General features: G+C 67.7%; 24 protein-coding genes. 18 read left to right on the top strand and 6 right to left on the bottom strand.

The window, feature by feature from the left end; translation table 11 throughout:
* Window positions 1-50: 50 nt before the first annotated feature.
* Window positions 51-1,481, top strand: a complete 1,431-nt coding sequence (locus ACZ4D5_RS03870; protein ID WP_467770708.1) for a NucA/NucB deoxyribonuclease domain-containing protein — start codon at window positions 51-53, stop codon at window positions 1,479-1,481.
* A 46-nt stretch (window positions 1,482-1,527) separates the two neighbouring features.
* On the opposite strand, the gene ACZ4D5_RS03875 is transcribed toward ACZ4D5_RS03870, so the two are convergent.
* On the bottom strand, window positions 1,528-1,989 hold the full coding sequence (locus ACZ4D5_RS03875; protein ID WP_467770709.1) for a hypothetical protein: 462 nt from the start codon (window positions 1,987-1,989) through the stop codon (window positions 1,528-1,530).
* A gap of 145 nt (window positions 1,990-2,134) precedes the next feature.
* Between ACZ4D5_RS03875 and ACZ4D5_RS03880 the strand changes: the two genes are divergently transcribed.
* Both ACZ4D5_RS03880 and ACZ4D5_RS03885 read left to right on the top strand, forming a co-directional pair.
* The gene (locus tag ACZ4D5_RS03880; protein WP_467770710.1) at window positions 2,135-2,383 is read left to right on the top strand and encodes a hypothetical protein; all 249 of its coding nucleotides are present in this window, start codon (window positions 2,135-2,137) and stop codon (window positions 2,381-2,383) included.
* Window positions 2,384-2,495: 112 nt separating this feature from the next.
* Window positions 2,496-3,314 carry a hypothetical protein gene (locus ACZ4D5_RS03885; protein WP_467770711.1) on the top strand — a complete coding sequence of 273 codons (819 nt, stop codon included), beginning with the start codon at window positions 2,496-2,498 and terminating at the stop codon, window positions 3,312-3,314.
* A 49-nt stretch (window positions 3,315-3,363) separates the two neighbouring features.
* Here ACZ4D5_RS03885 and ACZ4D5_RS03890 read toward each other — a convergent pair whose 3' ends face one another.
* Window positions 3,364-4,158, bottom strand: coding sequence for a phage antirepressor (locus ACZ4D5_RS03890; RefSeq protein ID WP_467770712.1), 795 nt, complete (start codon window positions 4,156-4,158; stop codon window positions 3,364-3,366).
* Window positions 4,159-4,337: 179 nt separating this feature from the next.
* On the opposite strand from ACZ4D5_RS03890, the gene ACZ4D5_RS03895 reads away from it, so the two are divergent.
* Window positions 4,338-4,760 (top strand): hypothetical protein, encoded by a 423-nt coding sequence (locus tag ACZ4D5_RS03895; protein ID WP_467770713.1) that lies wholly within the window; start codon window positions 4,338-4,340, stop codon window positions 4,758-4,760.
* Window positions 4,761-4,811: 51 nt separating this feature from the next.
* On the opposite strand, the gene ACZ4D5_RS03900 is transcribed toward ACZ4D5_RS03895, so the two are convergent.
* The 4 genes from ACZ4D5_RS03900 to ACZ4D5_RS03915 all read right to left on the bottom strand — a co-directional run bounded on the left by ACZ4D5_RS03900 (window position 4,812) and on the right by ACZ4D5_RS03915 (window position 6,807).
* The gene (locus ACZ4D5_RS03900) at window positions 4,812-5,225 is read right to left on the bottom strand and encodes an NUDIX hydrolase (protein ID WP_467770714.1); all 414 of its coding nucleotides are present in this window, start codon (window positions 5,223-5,225) and stop codon (window positions 4,812-4,814) included.
* A 17-nt stretch (window positions 5,226-5,242) separates the two neighbouring features.
* Window positions 5,243-5,695 carry a GIY-YIG nuclease family protein gene (locus ACZ4D5_RS03905; RefSeq protein ID WP_467770715.1) on the bottom strand — a complete coding sequence of 151 codons (453 nt, stop codon included), beginning with the start codon at window positions 5,693-5,695 and terminating at the stop codon, window positions 5,243-5,245.
* Window positions 5,692-6,441: a helix-turn-helix domain-containing protein gene (locus ACZ4D5_RS03910; RefSeq protein ID WP_467770716.1), complete on the bottom strand. Its 750-nt coding sequence runs from the start codon at window positions 6,439-6,441 to the stop codon at window positions 5,692-5,694. Before ACZ4D5_RS03910 ends, ACZ4D5_RS03905 begins: the two co-directional genes overlap by 4 nt.
* Before the next feature lie 147 nt (window positions 6,442-6,588).
* Window positions 6,589-6,807 carry a helix-turn-helix domain-containing protein gene (locus tag ACZ4D5_RS03915; protein WP_467770717.1) on the bottom strand — a complete coding sequence of 73 codons (219 nt, stop codon included), beginning with the start codon at window positions 6,805-6,807 and terminating at the stop codon, window positions 6,589-6,591.
* Window positions 6,808-7,015: 208 nt separating this feature from the next.
* On the opposite strand from ACZ4D5_RS03915, the gene ACZ4D5_RS03920 reads away from it, so the two are divergent.
* The 14 genes from ACZ4D5_RS03920 (at window position 7,016) to ACZ4D5_RS03985 (ending at window position 13,688) form a co-directional block, all read left to right on the top strand.
* Complete coding sequence (locus ACZ4D5_RS03920) at window positions 7,016-7,363, top strand: DUF6907 domain-containing protein (protein ID WP_467770718.1); 348 nt, start codon at window positions 7,016-7,018, stop codon at window positions 7,361-7,363.
* Complete coding sequence (locus ACZ4D5_RS03925) at window positions 7,360-7,737, top strand: hypothetical protein (protein ID WP_467770719.1); 378 nt, start codon at window positions 7,360-7,362, stop codon at window positions 7,735-7,737. The genes ACZ4D5_RS03920 and ACZ4D5_RS03925 overlap by 4 nt, the downstream gene beginning before the upstream one ends.
* Window positions 7,737-7,982 (top strand): hypothetical protein, encoded by a 246-nt coding sequence (locus ACZ4D5_RS03930; protein WP_467770720.1) that lies wholly within the window; start codon window positions 7,737-7,739, stop codon window positions 7,980-7,982. Before ACZ4D5_RS03925 ends, ACZ4D5_RS03930 begins: the two co-directional genes overlap by 1 nt.
* Window positions 7,983-8,222: 240 nt before the next feature.
* Complete coding sequence (locus ACZ4D5_RS03935) at window positions 8,223-8,639, top strand: hypothetical protein (protein WP_467770721.1); 417 nt, start codon at window positions 8,223-8,225, stop codon at window positions 8,637-8,639.
* 154 nt (window positions 8,640-8,793) lie between these two features.
* Complete coding sequence (locus ACZ4D5_RS03940; RefSeq protein WP_467770722.1) at window positions 8,794-8,976, top strand: hypothetical protein; 183 nt, start codon at window positions 8,794-8,796, stop codon at window positions 8,974-8,976.
* Window positions 8,976-9,440 carry a hypothetical protein gene (locus ACZ4D5_RS03945; protein ID WP_467770723.1) on the top strand — a complete coding sequence of 155 codons (465 nt, stop codon included), beginning with the start codon at window positions 8,976-8,978 and terminating at the stop codon, window positions 9,438-9,440. The genes ACZ4D5_RS03940 and ACZ4D5_RS03945 overlap by 1 nt, the downstream gene beginning before the upstream one ends.
* Window positions 9,441-9,580: 140 nt before the next feature.
* On the top strand, window positions 9,581-9,766 hold the full coding sequence (locus ACZ4D5_RS03950) for a hypothetical protein (RefSeq protein WP_467770724.1): 186 nt from the start codon (window positions 9,581-9,583) through the stop codon (window positions 9,764-9,766).
* A 76-nt stretch (window positions 9,767-9,842) separates the two neighbouring features.
* Window positions 9,843-9,977: a hypothetical protein gene (locus tag ACZ4D5_RS03955; protein WP_467770725.1), complete on the top strand. Its 135-nt coding sequence runs from the start codon at window positions 9,843-9,845 to the stop codon at window positions 9,975-9,977.
* Between the two features lie 12 nt (window positions 9,978-9,989).
* A complete protein-coding gene (locus ACZ4D5_RS03960; RefSeq protein ID WP_467770726.1) occupies window positions 9,990-10,151 on the top strand; it encodes a hypothetical protein in 162 nt (53 codons plus the stop codon).
* Between the two features lie 38 nt (window positions 10,152-10,189).
* Complete coding sequence (locus ACZ4D5_RS03965) at window positions 10,190-10,372, top strand: hypothetical protein (RefSeq protein ID WP_467770727.1); 183 nt, start codon at window positions 10,190-10,192, stop codon at window positions 10,370-10,372.
* A 25-nt stretch (window positions 10,373-10,397) separates the two neighbouring features.
* On the top strand, window positions 10,398-10,580 hold the full coding sequence (locus ACZ4D5_RS03970) for a hypothetical protein (RefSeq protein ID WP_467770728.1): 183 nt from the start codon (window positions 10,398-10,400) through the stop codon (window positions 10,578-10,580).
* 29 nt (window positions 10,581-10,609) lie between these two features.
* Window positions 10,610-10,789, top strand: a complete 180-nt coding sequence (locus ACZ4D5_RS03975; RefSeq protein WP_467770729.1) for a hypothetical protein — start codon at window positions 10,610-10,612, stop codon at window positions 10,787-10,789.
* A complete protein-coding gene (locus ACZ4D5_RS03980; RefSeq protein WP_467770730.1) occupies window positions 10,786-11,604 on the top strand; it encodes a hypothetical protein in 819 nt (272 codons plus the stop codon). Before ACZ4D5_RS03975 ends, ACZ4D5_RS03980 begins: the two co-directional genes overlap by 4 nt.
* Window positions 11,604-13,688, top strand: coding sequence for an ATP-binding protein (locus ACZ4D5_RS03985; RefSeq protein ID WP_467770731.1), 2,085 nt, complete (start codon window positions 11,604-11,606; stop codon window positions 13,686-13,688). The genes ACZ4D5_RS03980 and ACZ4D5_RS03985 overlap by 1 nt, the downstream gene beginning before the upstream one ends.
* The last annotated feature ends 134 nt before the right edge of the window (window positions 13,689-13,822 follow it).

The following is a 13,822-nucleotide window of genomic DNA, read 5'->3' on the forward strand; positions in this document are numbered from 1 at the left end:
TTGTACGGATCCAGGGCCAACCCGGCCCATACCGAATCAAGGAGCACACCGTGACAAGACCATGGCTGGGCACGGCCTGCCGTGGCGCCCTGGCGGCACTGCTCGCCGCCACCGTCCTGCCCGCAGCAGCCCCCGCGGCCAACGCCGACGACAGCCCGGCACTCAGCGTGCAGACCTACGCACTCCCCATCGGCACACCGAAACCAACCCTCAAACAACTCCAGGAGAAAGGGGCGACGCAGCGGCTGAAGGCCCACACCCAGGAACAGGCGCCGTCTTCCATCACCGCCGCCGAGACCCTGGGCCCTGCGGCGACCTACGCGCAGCTCGACCAGAAGCTGTCGGCCACGCCGCCCCCGCCGCCTGCTCCCTCCCAGCCACGCCGCACAGCGTTGGCTGCAGGAGACGCCACCTACCCGGAACCGTCGCGCAAGATGACGCTCGACGAGTGCCGCAAAGGCCTGGGCAGCGACAAGAAGTTCTACGTCAAGTCCCGCTTCGCCGTGTGCACGGGCACCTCTTTCCTCCAGACCTGGCTCGCGAACGGCCGCCCTCAGGGTGAGAGCTGGTTCAACCTGCGGATCGTGGGAACCGTCGCCAAGAACAGCCGGAAGATCGAGTACACCTACCACTTCAGCGAAATGGGCAAGGCCGGAAACATCCCCGTCGACGCCTTGAAGATCTCCGTCAAGCCGGAGATCAAAACGAGCTGGCCCTCACGAGCCCGCTACACCTACAGCGGCACCATGCCCGGCACCAAGACGTTCGCCGAAGCCAAGACCAAGAAGTCCTTCACGCACACCGTCACCGCCAAGGCCGGCCAGAGCACCGCGGGCCTCGACACGATCTTCGCGGTCTACGAGCCGACCGTCAGCGTCACGCCCCCGGCCCCCTGGGCACTCAGCCCGCCGACCAGCACGAAGATGTTCCTGCTGGCCCCGCGCTGGGACGCAGCCAAGTACCTGGCCAACTCCACCGGAAGCGGCAACCCCGACAAGGCCGGCGCCGCCAGCTTCAGCTACACCGTCCCGATCATCTACCACACCAGGGCCGGGGCGGTGGAACAGGAAGTCGCCAAGCACATCAAGACGGCCTTCACCAAGCCCGAGGACACCAAGCCCTACATGTCCGCCAAGAAGGTGCCAGGCCAAGTACCCAGCGCCCCGCTGCACCGCACGCGGCACACGGACCGGATCGACGCCAACGGCAAGGCCGCCATCGCCCAGTGCAAGAGGTACTGGGGCCCCAACTACACGCAGGGCGGCACCCGCCAGTGCGACGAGTACCCCTTCGCCTCCACAATGGAAGGCGCCGGCCAGCCCCAGTTCGACCCGGACGCCAAGAAGTTCAACTTCTCCGTCAAGCCCCTCAACGCCACCCACAACCGTGACGCCGGGCTCCTGCTCAAGAGCTTCTACGCCAAGAACAGGATTCTCGCCGACACTGAAGACGACGGCCTCATCGTGAAAATCACGAACTGACGGAAAGAGGGGGGCGGCCGGACACGCGGGCTGCCCCCTGCCCGGGTCAGGCGGCGGGAAGGAACTGCACCAGATAGCGCTCCACCCCGACGACTGGCTCATCCGACTCCCGCAACTCGGCGACCGCGGCACGCCCCGCACAGTGCACCCGCACCCGCCACGCGCCCTTCGCGCCAAGCTCGATCAGATCGTCGGTACGGCCGAGCGACGGCGTCCACACAGCCACATCACCACTCACCGACTCAAAGGCCACCTCGCCCCGCGCATCCCACGCAGAGCCGTCCTCGCCGGGCGGATCCCCGTCCCACACCTGCACCGTCACCACCGCGGTATGGGTATCGCCGGCACTCGCCACATCAACCCGGCCGGGAAACGCATTCACAAACACATCGGCATCGAACCCATCAGGGAACTCGACCGGAAGCTCAGCATCCCAGGACTCCACAAACGCAAACGCGTAATTGTCCACGAACACATCGAACCGCTGCTCCTGCACCAGATCAGCCACGAGAGCCACTCCCACCCGAACACCCGGACACGAACCACGATCGTATAGCCGAAGCCCCCGCCCCCGAGGCAACGCCGGCGCGGAGTGAAACGTTGCCCTCACCCGCAGCCGGCGAGACCCTGGCCAGAAGGCGAGGAGGACCACCATGGGCTGGATCGACCGCGAACACATCCCCACGCTCCAGCAGGACTGGCGCTACACCCGGCTCCTCAACCTCACCCGGCGGCTCCTGGAGGCAGGCGTGCCCCAGTGCGGCAACTGCGTGGGCGGGACCATCACCGTCGTCGACGACCAGGGCCACGAGACCACCGTCAACTGCGACGCCTGCGGCGGCAGCGGGGAAGTCGGCGCGCTCGTCGACAACGAAGACGACGGGCAGGTCGGCGGACGGTAGTGGACGCGGCACGTGCGCCGGGAATGTGCCTCACATGGCCGGTTCGCGCGCTTGTCGACATTTCAACCGGCCTCCACCCTGACCAGGTCAACTGACGACCACAGGGGGGCTCATGCCATTCGGCGGCGGAGACAGGACCCAACTGCAACAACTCGCCGAACAACTCGACCAGATCAGCCGCGACCTCGCAGCACTCAAACAGCAGGTCGCCGACCAACAACACGCCATCGACCAAACCCGGCAGGACACCACCGCGGCCATCACCACCGGCCTCGCCGAGATCCGATCCGTCGCCCGCGACGGCATCAGCCGCAGCCAAGACATCGTCACAGGCCCACTCGCCCAGATATCCACCGAACTCGTCGCCATCCGCGGCGGCATCAGCCAACTCGACAGCCAGCTCAAGACAGCGCCACCGGACCCCCCACCAGCGAGGCAGGACCGCCCACTGGACCCGGCGCCTGAGCCGAGTGCCGCTGAAGAGCAGACCTCCGAGCTCGCCCTGCCTGAACCGGCCGCACCCGAAGTGGTCACCGAAACCACACCCGACGAGACGATCCTCTGCGCCGCCGCAGGCATCTCCGCCGCCACCCTCCAAGCTCACCGCGACACCTGGGAATTCCTCGTCAAACACGCCGGCCCCGACCAGCACTTCCACGTACCAGGCGCCGTCACCATCCAGGACGGCGCCGTCACCGCCGCAGTATCAGGACCCAGCCTCGTAGCGGCCATCACCAGCCTCGACGACGTCAGCCGCACCGGAAACTCACCCGGCACCCGCGCCATCGCCGGACACCTCCACAAACGGCTCACCGACACCGTCAAGGCCATCGTCGAGAACCCGCACCGCGGCGACGGCGCCGAACCCGTCACCATCGTCATCGACGACCGGGCAGCAGCCCCGAACAACGACCAGCCAGACAGCGACTGAGCGACGAACGCCCCCACCCGTCAGGGTGGGGGCTTCGGTGCGCCGGGCGTCAGCCGACGTCGCGGAACGGCAACTGCTCAAATCGCAGCGGCGCCACCCCGCCCAACTTCCCGTGCAGATACCGCAGGCCGCCGACCGTGATCCGGATCTGCGGTTTGGCCAGCACCTCCTCCCCGGTACGCGGGTGCCGGTACGACTGCGGGCGCTCCGTCAGATGAGAGGCGTGCCGCGAGTAGGGGACCCCATTTCGGTCGACCATGTTCAGCGCGCGGATCACCTTCATGAGCCGCTGCTGACCGGTGTCGATACTGGGGTCCCGGTTGAGGATGAAGGCGGCATCGCGGAGGCTGTAGTCGCCCTCGGCTGACGCGAGAACGTCCCACGCCTGCGCCGAGGGCTCCAACTCCTTGATGCGGGAGGCCAGCAGCTCCTTCTCCTCCTCGGCTTGCAAGACCATGAGGGCAAGATCCTTGCGCGAGACCTCCTTGGCCGAGTACGAGCCTGTCTTGCGGATGGATGGGATCACCTCGTGAGTGATCCAGCGTTTGAAGTCCTTAGCCTGCGGCTTCCGTGATCCCAGGACCAACGAGTAGAGGCCCGGCTCGTTGACGTAGGCGAGCAACTGTAGGCCGCCAGGGGTGTGCGTTGAACGCATCCCCTTCTCGTCCTCGTCGAGGCGGGACAGCGCACGCCCCGTATGGAGGTCGAGGACGGCGCAGACGTCGGCGGCGACCCACCAGGGTTCCCCGGCCTCGATCTGGGCTCGCACTTCGTTGCCGCGGAACACGAAACGTTCGACTGTCCGGTCTTCGCCGGGATCGTCGGGGGATGCGACCATGACCATGGTCTCTCCGATCTGTTTGGACGCAGCGGATTGATCGACTGGGCCCGTCCTGGACCGCCAAGAACAGGGCGGGCCCGCCGCATCTCACGATACCGAGCCGAGCGACTAACTTTCTATAACTTCGACTAGATTCGACTAGCTGACTGGTCGAATCTAGTCGAGGTTGGCATACTGGGGTCATGACAGACGACGCCTATGAGCACCTCGCGGTGATGGTGCGTGAGCGCCGACTGGAGCTCAGCCTGTCGATCACCGCCGTTGCGGAGATCGCCGCCCTGTCCAAAGAGACCTACAAGAAGGTCGAAGCGGGGCAGCCCATCCGTGACTCCAGCTACTCCAAGATCGACCATGCGCTCTCGCTGGCCCCAGGATCCTGCCGATCCGTCCTCGACGGTGCCGAAGCCGTGACAGTTCTTACCGGGCCGCACGCCACTCAATTCCCTACGCTGCGCGTCGCCCTCGAAACTGCAGCCCGCGATGCCATCGTCAGCGCGGCCATCGCGACGAAGGGCACACTCACCGCTGCCGAGATTCGAGAGCTCTCGGATCGCATCCTTGAAGAACTCAGAGACCGCGGCGTGCTCGGCCAGCAGCGGGACTGACACAACAACGCCCCCAGCCTGTTGTCGGGCTGAGGGCGCTGGCGTGCGCGGTCAGGCTTTATGAGGCAGTGCATCGTCGAGGTACTCCTGCACGGGCTCGAAGAGTCCGTAAGGCACATACTTCCGGATCTCATCGTGGTTGACCCATGCGACCTCGGCCAGCTCTTCGGCGTCCGCGACACGTGCTGTACCCGACACTGGCTCGCACGCCACATAGGTCATGTGCCGGCCCGTCTGCGGGTGGACGCGGTCACCGAGCACGGTCGTGGCCTTGACCTCCAGGTCCACCTCCTCGGAGACCTCTCGGACGGCCGCCTGCTCCGGTGTCTCGCCCGCCTCGATTCCTCCGCCCGGGAACGCCCAGAGGAGCTTGCCTTCACGCTCCTGGCGCTTGATCATCAGGACCTTCCCGGCGTCCACGATGATCGCGGTGGAGATCGGCTGCTGTTCGGTCTGCTCGCTCATGCGATCGCCTCCAGGGGTCAGTTGGCCGTGCGCAGGCTTGCGAGCAGCGCTGCTTCTAGGTACCTCTCGCGTTCGAGGGCCCCTTGCTCAACCGCCTCGGCATAAGGCACGCCCTGCGCCAGAAGCTCGTCGCGCTTACGCACCATCGCGAACCTGGCCTTCAGGCCGATCGACCTTTTGCGGCGCGCCTCGGGGGAGACGGCCCGCGCTGTGGCGGCCACCTGCTCTCGCCAGGCTGGCGTCTGGTGGACGTTGTGCACTGGTTCCTCGTTGGCGATGGCATCGCTCTCGGCCCGTGCGGCCTGGAGCCTTGTCCCGAACCAGACGACCCGGGTGCCCTCAACTTGAGGCCACCACGGCTTGTCGGCGCGGTGCTGCACAATGCGCGCTTCGGGGTTGTTGCTGATGCCGACGTACAAAAGTCGGCCGACTTCGTCGTAGAGGCGGTAGAGCGCGGTTCGTTCGGTCACTCCGGCCTCCTGCTGTACCGGGCAAGGGTGCCCTGCGTGGTCGACGGTTCTTGCAGGGACAGCGCCCACGGCCCGGTGTTGGTGTCCATGTCCTTGCCGAAGCCGACCCATTTGCCGACCATGCGCGTTCCGGTCGGCTCGACGAGCATCTGGATCGCGCCGTGGTAGCGGGCGCCTCGGTAGTAGCCGTCAACGGCCGTCTGCTCGACCCATGTTCCGGTAACCACGCTGCCCTCGATGGTGAGATCCATGGTGAGCGGGGAGTCGGGGTTCGTGGAAGCACCCGGAAGTGAGCGCACCGTGAGGCGGTTTCCTCGCTGGAGCACGAGCACGTAGTGCTGGGCCACGAAGGTCTCGTCACGTCCGCTGGAGTAGTACTCGTAGCGAGACAGCCAGACGCCGTTGTAGCTGGAGCGCGGCGACGACTTGGGTACCGGCCCCGGGGCTGGCGGAGCGACGCCCTCTGGCGAGGGCTGTACGTCGTGCCCTCCGGACTTGTCCTCGGACACGTGAGGAAAGTTCGCCGACGCCGAGAAACCGAGCTCCTCGATGGCCATCCCAGTGACGGCCTCCAAGGCCCGAATGTAGGGAGGCTGGGGGCGCTTGGTCTGCCCGGCCTCCCATCTCTGGACGAGCCGCTTGTTTGCCGACGCCGCACCCTGCTGCTTCAGTGCATCGGCGAAGTTCTCCTGACTCATGAGCATGCCCATGCGGACGGCCCGGAGTGTGGCGTTTGGTGTCGTCATGTGAGTAACCGTAGCCAGCGAAGCCGAGGAATGACACCGGTTTGACGCCCTAATGCCGTCAAACTGACGTCATCTTTGCCGCCGCGCGCCGTGGACTCGCGGGTTCACGCTGTGGTCATGCCTGATCACGGAATGAGCCTCGGGCCGTCAGGCCTCGCCATCGGGAGCCTCTTCGGCTTCGCCCGCCTGCACGATCCGCCGCACCTGCTGACGCGTGTAGCCGGTTGCCTCGCAGATGTCCTTCTGTGTCACGCCGTCGCTGTCGGCGTAGCGAATGGCGACATGCAGTTCCTGGCGCAGGATCTCGGTTCGCGCTTCGGCGTCCCTGAATCGTGCTGCCACCTGCTCCAGTGATCGCTTGTCCATAGAGGTCAGTGTCCCATCCGCCAACATGGAACCTGACGTTACGCGAACAAGCTGAAATTGCCTAGGTCTATGCGCTTGACGAAGGAACATGATGTTCCCTATGGTGGGACTCGTTGGAAGGCAAGAGCCCAACAAAACGGCCCCGCCCGGTGTTGGAGCACCGAAGCGAGGCCTAGGTCAGACGTCCTTAATGCCAAGGAGACCGACCATGGCAACAACCGTACAGCCCGCCCTTGAGGCGGCCCAAGCACTCGACCTCCCCACCGGCCACCCGTCGTGGTGCGTGCTGCGCCATTACGGCTCGGGCGCCCTGGACCGTATCCACCACGGCGAGGTCGTCGACCTCCCGCTGCCCGGTACGGACCGCGCCCTGCTGGCCTACGCGTTCCTCGCCGAGGACGGCCACACGCCCCGCCACCTGTTCGTCGAGGACGGCCTTGGTGGCGCCGAACTGGACCACGCCCACGCCGTCACGTTCGTCGTGAACCTGCGGGCTTTCGCTGACCAGGTCGAGGGTCTCGTGCAGCACCTGCCTGAGGGTGAGGTGCAGCGATGAGTGCCCCCACTGCCGCTCTGTTTGGCACGGAGTCTCCGGCTGAGGCTGCGGAGCGTATCGCCCGGATCGAGGGCCGTCTGCTGGATGCCGAGGCCGTGCGTGCGGCTGGCGTCGGCCGGACGCCGCCGGTGAAGTCGTACCCCTCCTATGAGGCGGCGCTGGCTGCCGGCCGGGGGATCGGTGCCCGGCGTGCGGATGATGCCGCACTGATGGCGCTGTTCTGCGCGGGCCCGCTGCAGCACCTGGTGGGTGCCGTGTCGGAGGAGCTCGTGTGGAGTGGCGCGCAGGTGACCGGTCTTTCTACGCGGGAGCTGGCGACGCTGGCCACCCACGACGTGATGGCCGTGTCGGATCTGCAGTGGGAGGTGGCGTGATGACCACCTTCACCGTCCGTCCTGCGGCGACGCAGCCGGGTTTGTCGGAGGCCGATCGTCTGGCGCACGACAAGTCGACGCTGGTTCGTCGCCGGATCCTGCACCGTGTCCCGGCCGGTAATCCGCGCGGCTCCTGGCCGGCGGATGAGTTCGCCGCGGCCCGTCGCGCGGAGGGTGTTCCGGCGGAGGTCGTGATGGATCTTCCGTCGGACAGCTTCCTCGTTGTGGTGAAGGGGGCGTCGTGATGTTCCGTCGCCTCACTGCTGAGCAGCTGGCCGCCAAGGACCACGTGCGTCGTGTCGCCCGTCGTGGTGATGCCGAGGCCACGGCCAGGGCGGAGCGCTTGCAGGCTGAGGTCGACGCCCGCGCGAAGGCGAAGCGCTAACCCCCATACCGCCGCGGTGGCGGATGCCAGTGGCTCCCCTCCGTCCCGCCACCGCGGCTCCCAACTTGTTGATCCCTGACATCCGCCCTGGAGGGCTGCCATGTCGTACATCAGCACTGCTCCGAGCGTCGCCGAAGACGTCGTCGAGAGCATCAACTACCACCAGAGGAACCTCGGTGCCCGCTACCACAGCGAGTACGGAACCGACCGGCTGACAGTCGGGCAGATGACCGCCGCGGCTGGGGCCACGGTCGAGGTGATGGCGCTCGTCACGTTCGAGAAGAAGGTCCGCTACGGCCTGGACGACGAGCGCTTTGTCACGGTCGGCGCCTCCGCGAAGTGCCACGGCTGGGGCTGCGCCGATCCGTGCAGCGAGGAGTCGTTCGGCGAGGCGGTGCCGCTGGACGCGAACGTGTACGACACCGCCGCAGCTGTCGAGCCGCTCGTCCAGGCGGCCCGTGAGTGGGCGCAGGCGCACGCCGAGACGTGCCGTGCCCAGCCCTACACCGGCCGCTAATCCCCTGACCGCCGCGGTGGCGGGGCCATTCATCCCCCACGGCACTCCGCCATCGCGGCTCCCCTGGCCTTTGTCCGGTCGTGACGGACGTATGCCGCAAGTGCAGGCAAGGGCGCGCAAGACAACCAATCAACCGATCACGGAGGAGAACGTCATGGCTGGCTGGGACCACGTGCGGAACGAGCCGATCTCGGAGGAGAACACGCAGGAGGTGCTGGCGGGACTGTCTGCCGCCGCGCAGGCGGCCGAGCTGTCGGGTGACTCCATGTACGCGGAGGCGTGTCACCGGGAGATGAACCGGGAGCTCGACGAGCTTGATCAGCTGAAGGGCCGCTGATGACCGCCGCGATTGTTGCTGCCGCCGCTGCTCTGGTCTCCGCGCTGTCCGGTGTGCTGCTGCAGGCGCTGATCGGTGGCCGTCGGGAGCGTGTTGAGCGGCGGCGTGCCGAGTTCGTGGCCGCGATCCGCGGCGTGCTCGGCGCCTACGTCGAGTTTCGCGGCGAGCAGTACCTGAAGATCGCTGCCCGGCGTGAGGGACACGGTGACACCGACGAGTCCCGCCGGGCCCGCTATGCGGCCCGCAGCGCGTTCACCGCGGCGATCGACGGCCTGTACACCGCCACCGGCGACCGGCAGCTGCTGGCGTCGGTGGAGGAGGCCCGCGAACTGGTGGTGGCCCTCGGTGACGCGGCGTCTGCCCCGGGGCGGGTCGACGAGGAGGCGGTGACACGCCTCGGCCGACAGGCCCGCGAGAAGCACACCGCGCTCCGCCAGGCCGCCCACCGCGCCCTGCACCCCTGAACGTCAGCCCCGGCAGCCAGCCGCGAGGGCGCCGCATCGGACGCGACTAGCACTGACGGGCTGCCCGATCCGCCGGACCCTGCACTCCCGGCGGTGAGGGGAACCGCGCCAGCGCTTCCAAACCCACCGGAAGGAGCGACATGTCGAAGGCATCCCGTGCCGAGCGTAGGGCCGCCAATCAGGCGAGCAAGGCCGCGGACGCAGCTCTGCACGCCAATCAGCAAGCCGAAAAGGCTGCCGGGATTACCGAGGAGACCCCGGAGTATCTGCGGCTGAACGCTGCCGCGAACGCCGCGGCGAAGAACGCGTCCTGGTGGCGCCGCTGACCGGCTGCCTGTGGTCCCGGACCTGGTGCCGGGGCTGCGGGGAGCCGGGACAGTCCCGGTCCGGAGGGAGCGCGTCGTGGACGACTTCCAGCAGCGCATGTTCGAGAACAGCGAGCGCGTCTACCAGCAGATCGAGCAGGGCCAGGTCGACGATGTCGAGGCCGCGCTCATGGACGCCCAACTTGAGGCGTCACAAAGCGACGAGAGCTGACCGGGGGCCGCCGTGAAGCCTGAGGAATTTCACTGCAGTGGCTGCGCGCAGCACTACCTGCTCCACAAGGGCGGCAAGAACCTGCCCTGCACCTGGTGCGAGCAGCACGCCAAGGAGAGCGAAGGCCAGCTGATCACCGCACTCGTTGCGGCCGCTGTCGGCATGGCCCTCTGACCAGACCACCCCAGCTCACCCGTCGAAGGGAGCCCGTCATGTTTGGACGCAAGACCGCCGTGGCGCTCGACACCGCCGCCGGGGCCCTGCGCCACACCGGCAAGAAGGTCGCAGGTGAGCGCGGAGGCAAGGTCGGCGACGCCATCGCCACCAAGGTGCTCGGCCCGCTCCGCGACCGCTGCAACGAGAACTGCACCTGCCCGGACTGTAACCCCCGCTGATCCCCCCATCCGAGAGGAGGCCGTCATGGGCCTGTTCCGCTGCAGGAAGTCCGTCGACCCCTTCGATACGCCGGAAGGGAAGCGAGAAGGCGCTGCGGATGCCGAGCGCCAAGCCGCCGAATTCCGCTCCAAGGGCGACATCGCGGCAGCCGAAGTCTGCGAGCGGTGGGCCGAGAAGACCCGCCGCGACGCCGACGAACTTGAGTAACCCCCACCCCCCTCTGAGAGGAGGCCGCCATGCGGCTTCTGATGTTCCTGCTGCTGGCGGCCTTCCTGCTCCTCGTCGGCGCCCAACCCGCCGTAGGCGAGGCCACGGTCGGGCTCGCCCTGCGCGGCGCGGCCGTACTCATCGCACTCACCCCCGGCACGGTGTGGCTCGCCGCCGGAGGCTGGCTCGCACTCCGGAGGACCACGTGAACTCCCCGCCCGCCCGCACCGGCTGGGACCCGCTCGTCGCGGTGTCTCTGATCGCTGGTGTCGGCTTCACCGCCAGCGCCGAGTACCACCTCGCCCGCACGATCGGCGCCCCGGTACCGGTGGCGGTACTGCTGCCCCTCGCCCTCGACGTGTACGTGGTCGCCGCGATCCGCCGCGCCTGCGGCCGGGACATCGCGCTGTCGCTCATCTTGATGGGCGTCGCGCAGGTCTCCGCGCACATGCTGGAGGCGCACGTCGTGGCGGTTTCAGTACCGCTCGTCGCCGCCGTCTCCGTGCTGGTACCGCTCGTGATCTGGCGCGTCCACGCGCTGGCGGTACTGCCCGCGAAACAGCAGGCGAAGACCGGTACCGGTGGCGGTACCGAACCGGCCGTCGACATCGAGCGAGTACCGGTACCGGGCACGCCTCCAGTACCGGTGACCGACCCGGTACCGCAACTCGCCGCGAGCCGCCCGGAACTCGACGCCGTACCGGATCCAGTACCGGCCCCGGTACCGGTACGGCCGCGCCGCCGAAGCACTACCAAGACCGCGAAGAAGACCGGGCGCAGTACCGGTACTCAGTCCCGGCAGAGGGCGGCCAATGCCGCCTCGTTCGACGAGCACGTCAAGACCGCCACGGCCTGGCTCTCCGAGGAGCCCGCGCTGTCCGGTACCGCCATCGGCAACCGGCTCGGTACCGGCGACTCCTACGGCCGACGCGTCCGCCGCGCCGCCCTCGGTACCGGGACCGCTGGCCCCGAGCACCCGACCACCAACTCCACCGTCGGACAAGGCGGAGAGGGCTACAACTGATGAGCATCCACAACGGCACAGCCGTCGAGGAGAAGCTGCGGCCTCTGACTCTGGTCAAGCCGACCGCCGACGAGACCGTCAGCCCGGAACCCGCCGAGGAGACCGCCGCGCGCAAGGTGCGGCTGCGGCGCCTGAAGGCCGTCATCACAGCCGACCGCACCCGCGAGGTGTACCGGCTCGTCGTGCGCCACGGTTCCTACGTGGCGGGCGGCACCCGCATCGTGACCCGCCGCGCCTGGGACTCGCGCAGCACGTCCCGGTTCGAGCGGATGATGCGCACCGCCGAAGCTGCGGGCAACGTCGAGGAGGCCAAGGAGTGGGAGGAACGCGCCCACCGCTTCCGCCAAGCCCGCCACCAGCGGCGCATGGAACTGCTGAAGGCGATGCGGGAAGCCCCCAAGGCCGTGGTGGCCGGCACGGCGGCCGGGGCAGGCACTCTCCTGCTTCTCGGGATCGCCCTGGCCTGGGCGAACGGCGACATCAAAGACGTGATCGCCCCGGCCGAGTTCGTCATCGACCTGATCCGCTGGGCATTCATCATCGGCTCCGTCGTCTGGGGCGCGGCGAAGATGTCGTTGCCCGCGCTCGGCTTGCTCGCCCTGTGGCGCGTCGGCCAGCAGCGGCAGGCCGCCCCCCAGTGGGCCCTGCCTGCCAAGCTCCGCGGGGACGGTGAGCCCATCACCCCGTCGATCGTGGTCAAAGCCCTGCGTGACCTGGGTATTTCCGACCTCCGCAAGGCGATCGTGGCCATGGAGGACGCCGGGGCGAGCATGCTCTCCGTCATTGCGCCTGCCGGTTGCGGCGTCGAAGTCGACGCCACCCTGCCGTCCGGAGTGTCCACCGAAGAGGTCATGAAGAAGCGGCGCAAGCTCGCCGAAAACCTCGGCCGCCACGAGCACGAGGTGTACATCACCGTCGCCCCCGCAGCCCGCACGGTGCGGCTGTGGATAGCCGACAGCGGCGCCCTCGACGAGCCCGTACCCGCATCACCACTGGTCACCGACCCGGACATGACCGCCGACTACAAGTCAGGCAGGGCGCCGTGGGGGCCGAACCTGCGCGGCGACGCCGTCCTCATCAGCCTCTACCAGAAGCACATTCTGGTCACCGGCCTGTCCAACCAGGGAAAGACCGCCTCCCTGAGGGCCCTCGCCCTGTGGCTGCTCCTCGACCCCACAGTGGAGTTCCGCATCGGAGACCTCAAGGGCATCGGTGACTGGCGTATGTTCCGCGGACTGGCCACGATCCTCATCGAAGGCCCCACAGACGACCACGTCATCGACGTGACCGAGATGGTCGAGGATGTCTTCGAGGAGATGCAGCGCCGCCTGCTCGCCCCAGCGGGCACCGTGTTTCCACCCCTCGTCTGCATCGTCGACGAAGCCCAGGTCGCCTACGGGTGCGGAGCGATCGGCCCCGACAAGCGCCCCTACGGCGGCGCCAAGGCCACATCCCGCTACTTCCAGGCCGTCAAAGGCATCCACGACCAGGGCCGTGCCGTGAACGTCACGATGTGGGAGGGCACCCAGGACCCCACCGACCAGAACCTCCCCAAGCGCTCCCGGGAAGGCAACCACATCCGTGCCGCCCTGGTCCTCGGGACCAAGTCGCAGGCCGAGATGGCGCTCGGTGAAACCCCTGTCGAGAAGGGTGCTGCGCCGCACAAGCTGCGCCAGGGCCTGGACAAGGGACAGCTCGTCGCCGCAGGTGAGGGCGTCCCGCTGGAGCCCGGCCAGGTGTCCGTGAACATCCGCACCCATTACATCGACGGTGACGAAGCCGCAGAGATCGCCGAGCGGGCGAAGACGCTGCGGAACCGCGTGACGACGATGGACCGGCTGCAGGCCATCGAGGAGCGCGACGAATTGGAGGACCTGGCCGCCGTCATCGGCAGCGAGGAGCGCGTGCGCACCCCGGAAGTCCTGCACCGACTCAAGAACCTCGACAAGCCCTACTACGAGTACTGGGACGGCAGCCGGCTCCGGAAGCTCCTCACCGACCACGACGAGGACACCGGCACCTACAAGGGCTACCCCGTGGTGAACCGCGACAGGGTCCACAAAGCCCTTTCCCATCGCGAATAGCCGCCTCCGAGAGCTTGGTGAGGCAGGCGATCCCTGGTGACTTTCCACCAACCGCCCCACCCACCAGCCCCACCAGTCCTGACCTGCATGTTCATGGGCTTGGTGAGGCAGATGAGCACCCCACCCAGACGGCT

It is taken from the genome of Streptomyces sp. NPDC025651 (assembly GCF_055558735.1).

Bases quoted from the DNA above. Each gene is read 5' to 3' on its own strand.
- ACZ4D5_RS03880 (WP_467770710.1), top strand. From the start codon at position 2,135: ATGGGCTGGATCGACCGCGAACACATCCCCACGCTCCAGCAGGACTGG.
- ACZ4D5_RS03885 (WP_467770711.1), top strand. From the start codon at position 2,496: ATGCCATTCGGCGGCGGAGACAGGACCCAACTGCAACAACTCGCCGAA.
- ACZ4D5_RS03890 (WP_467770712.1), bottom strand. From the start codon at position 4,158: ATGGTCATGGTCGCATCCCCCGACGATCCCGGCGAAGACCGGACAGTC.
- ACZ4D5_RS03895 (WP_467770713.1), top strand. From the start codon at position 4,338: ATGACAGACGACGCCTATGAGCACCTCGCGGTGATGGTGCGTGAGCGC.
- ACZ4D5_RS03900 (WP_467770714.1), bottom strand. From the start codon at position 5,225: ATGAGCGAGCAGACCGAACAGCAGCCGATCTCCACCGCGATCATCGTG.
- ACZ4D5_RS03910 (WP_467770716.1), bottom strand. From the start codon at position 6,441: ATGACGACACCAAACGCCACACTCCGGGCCGTCCGCATGGGCATGCTC.
- ACZ4D5_RS03915 (WP_467770717.1), bottom strand. From the start codon at position 6,807: ATGGACAAGCGATCACTGGAGCAGGTGGCAGCACGATTCAGGGACGCC.
- ACZ4D5_RS03920 (WP_467770718.1), top strand. From the start codon at position 7,016: ATGGCAACAACCGTACAGCCCGCCCTTGAGGCGGCCCAAGCACTCGAC.
- ACZ4D5_RS03925 (WP_467770719.1), top strand. From the start codon at position 7,360: ATGAGTGCCCCCACTGCCGCTCTGTTTGGCACGGAGTCTCCGGCTGAG.
- ACZ4D5_RS03930 (WP_467770720.1), top strand. From the start codon at position 7,737: ATGACCACCTTCACCGTCCGTCCTGCGGCGACGCAGCCGGGTTTGTCG.
- ACZ4D5_RS03935 (WP_467770721.1), top strand. From the start codon at position 8,223: ATGTCGTACATCAGCACTGCTCCGAGCGTCGCCGAAGACGTCGTCGAG.
- ACZ4D5_RS03940 (WP_467770722.1), top strand. From the start codon at position 8,794: ATGGCTGGCTGGGACCACGTGCGGAACGAGCCGATCTCGGAGGAGAAC.
- ACZ4D5_RS03945 (WP_467770723.1), top strand. From the start codon at position 8,976: ATGACCGCCGCGATTGTTGCTGCCGCCGCTGCTCTGGTCTCCGCGCTG.
- ACZ4D5_RS03950 (WP_467770724.1), top strand. From the start codon at position 9,581: ATGTCGAAGGCATCCCGTGCCGAGCGTAGGGCCGCCAATCAGGCGAGC.
- ACZ4D5_RS03965 (WP_467770727.1), top strand. From the start codon at position 10,190: ATGTTTGGACGCAAGACCGCCGTGGCGCTCGACACCGCCGCCGGGGCC.
- ACZ4D5_RS03970 (WP_467770728.1), top strand. From the start codon at position 10,398: ATGGGCCTGTTCCGCTGCAGGAAGTCCGTCGACCCCTTCGATACGCCG.
- ACZ4D5_RS03975 (WP_467770729.1), top strand. From the start codon at position 10,610: ATGCGGCTTCTGATGTTCCTGCTGCTGGCGGCCTTCCTGCTCCTCGTC.
- ACZ4D5_RS03985 (WP_467770731.1), top strand. From the start codon at position 11,604: ATGAGCATCCACAACGGCACAGCCGTCGAGGAGAAGCTGCGGCCTCTG.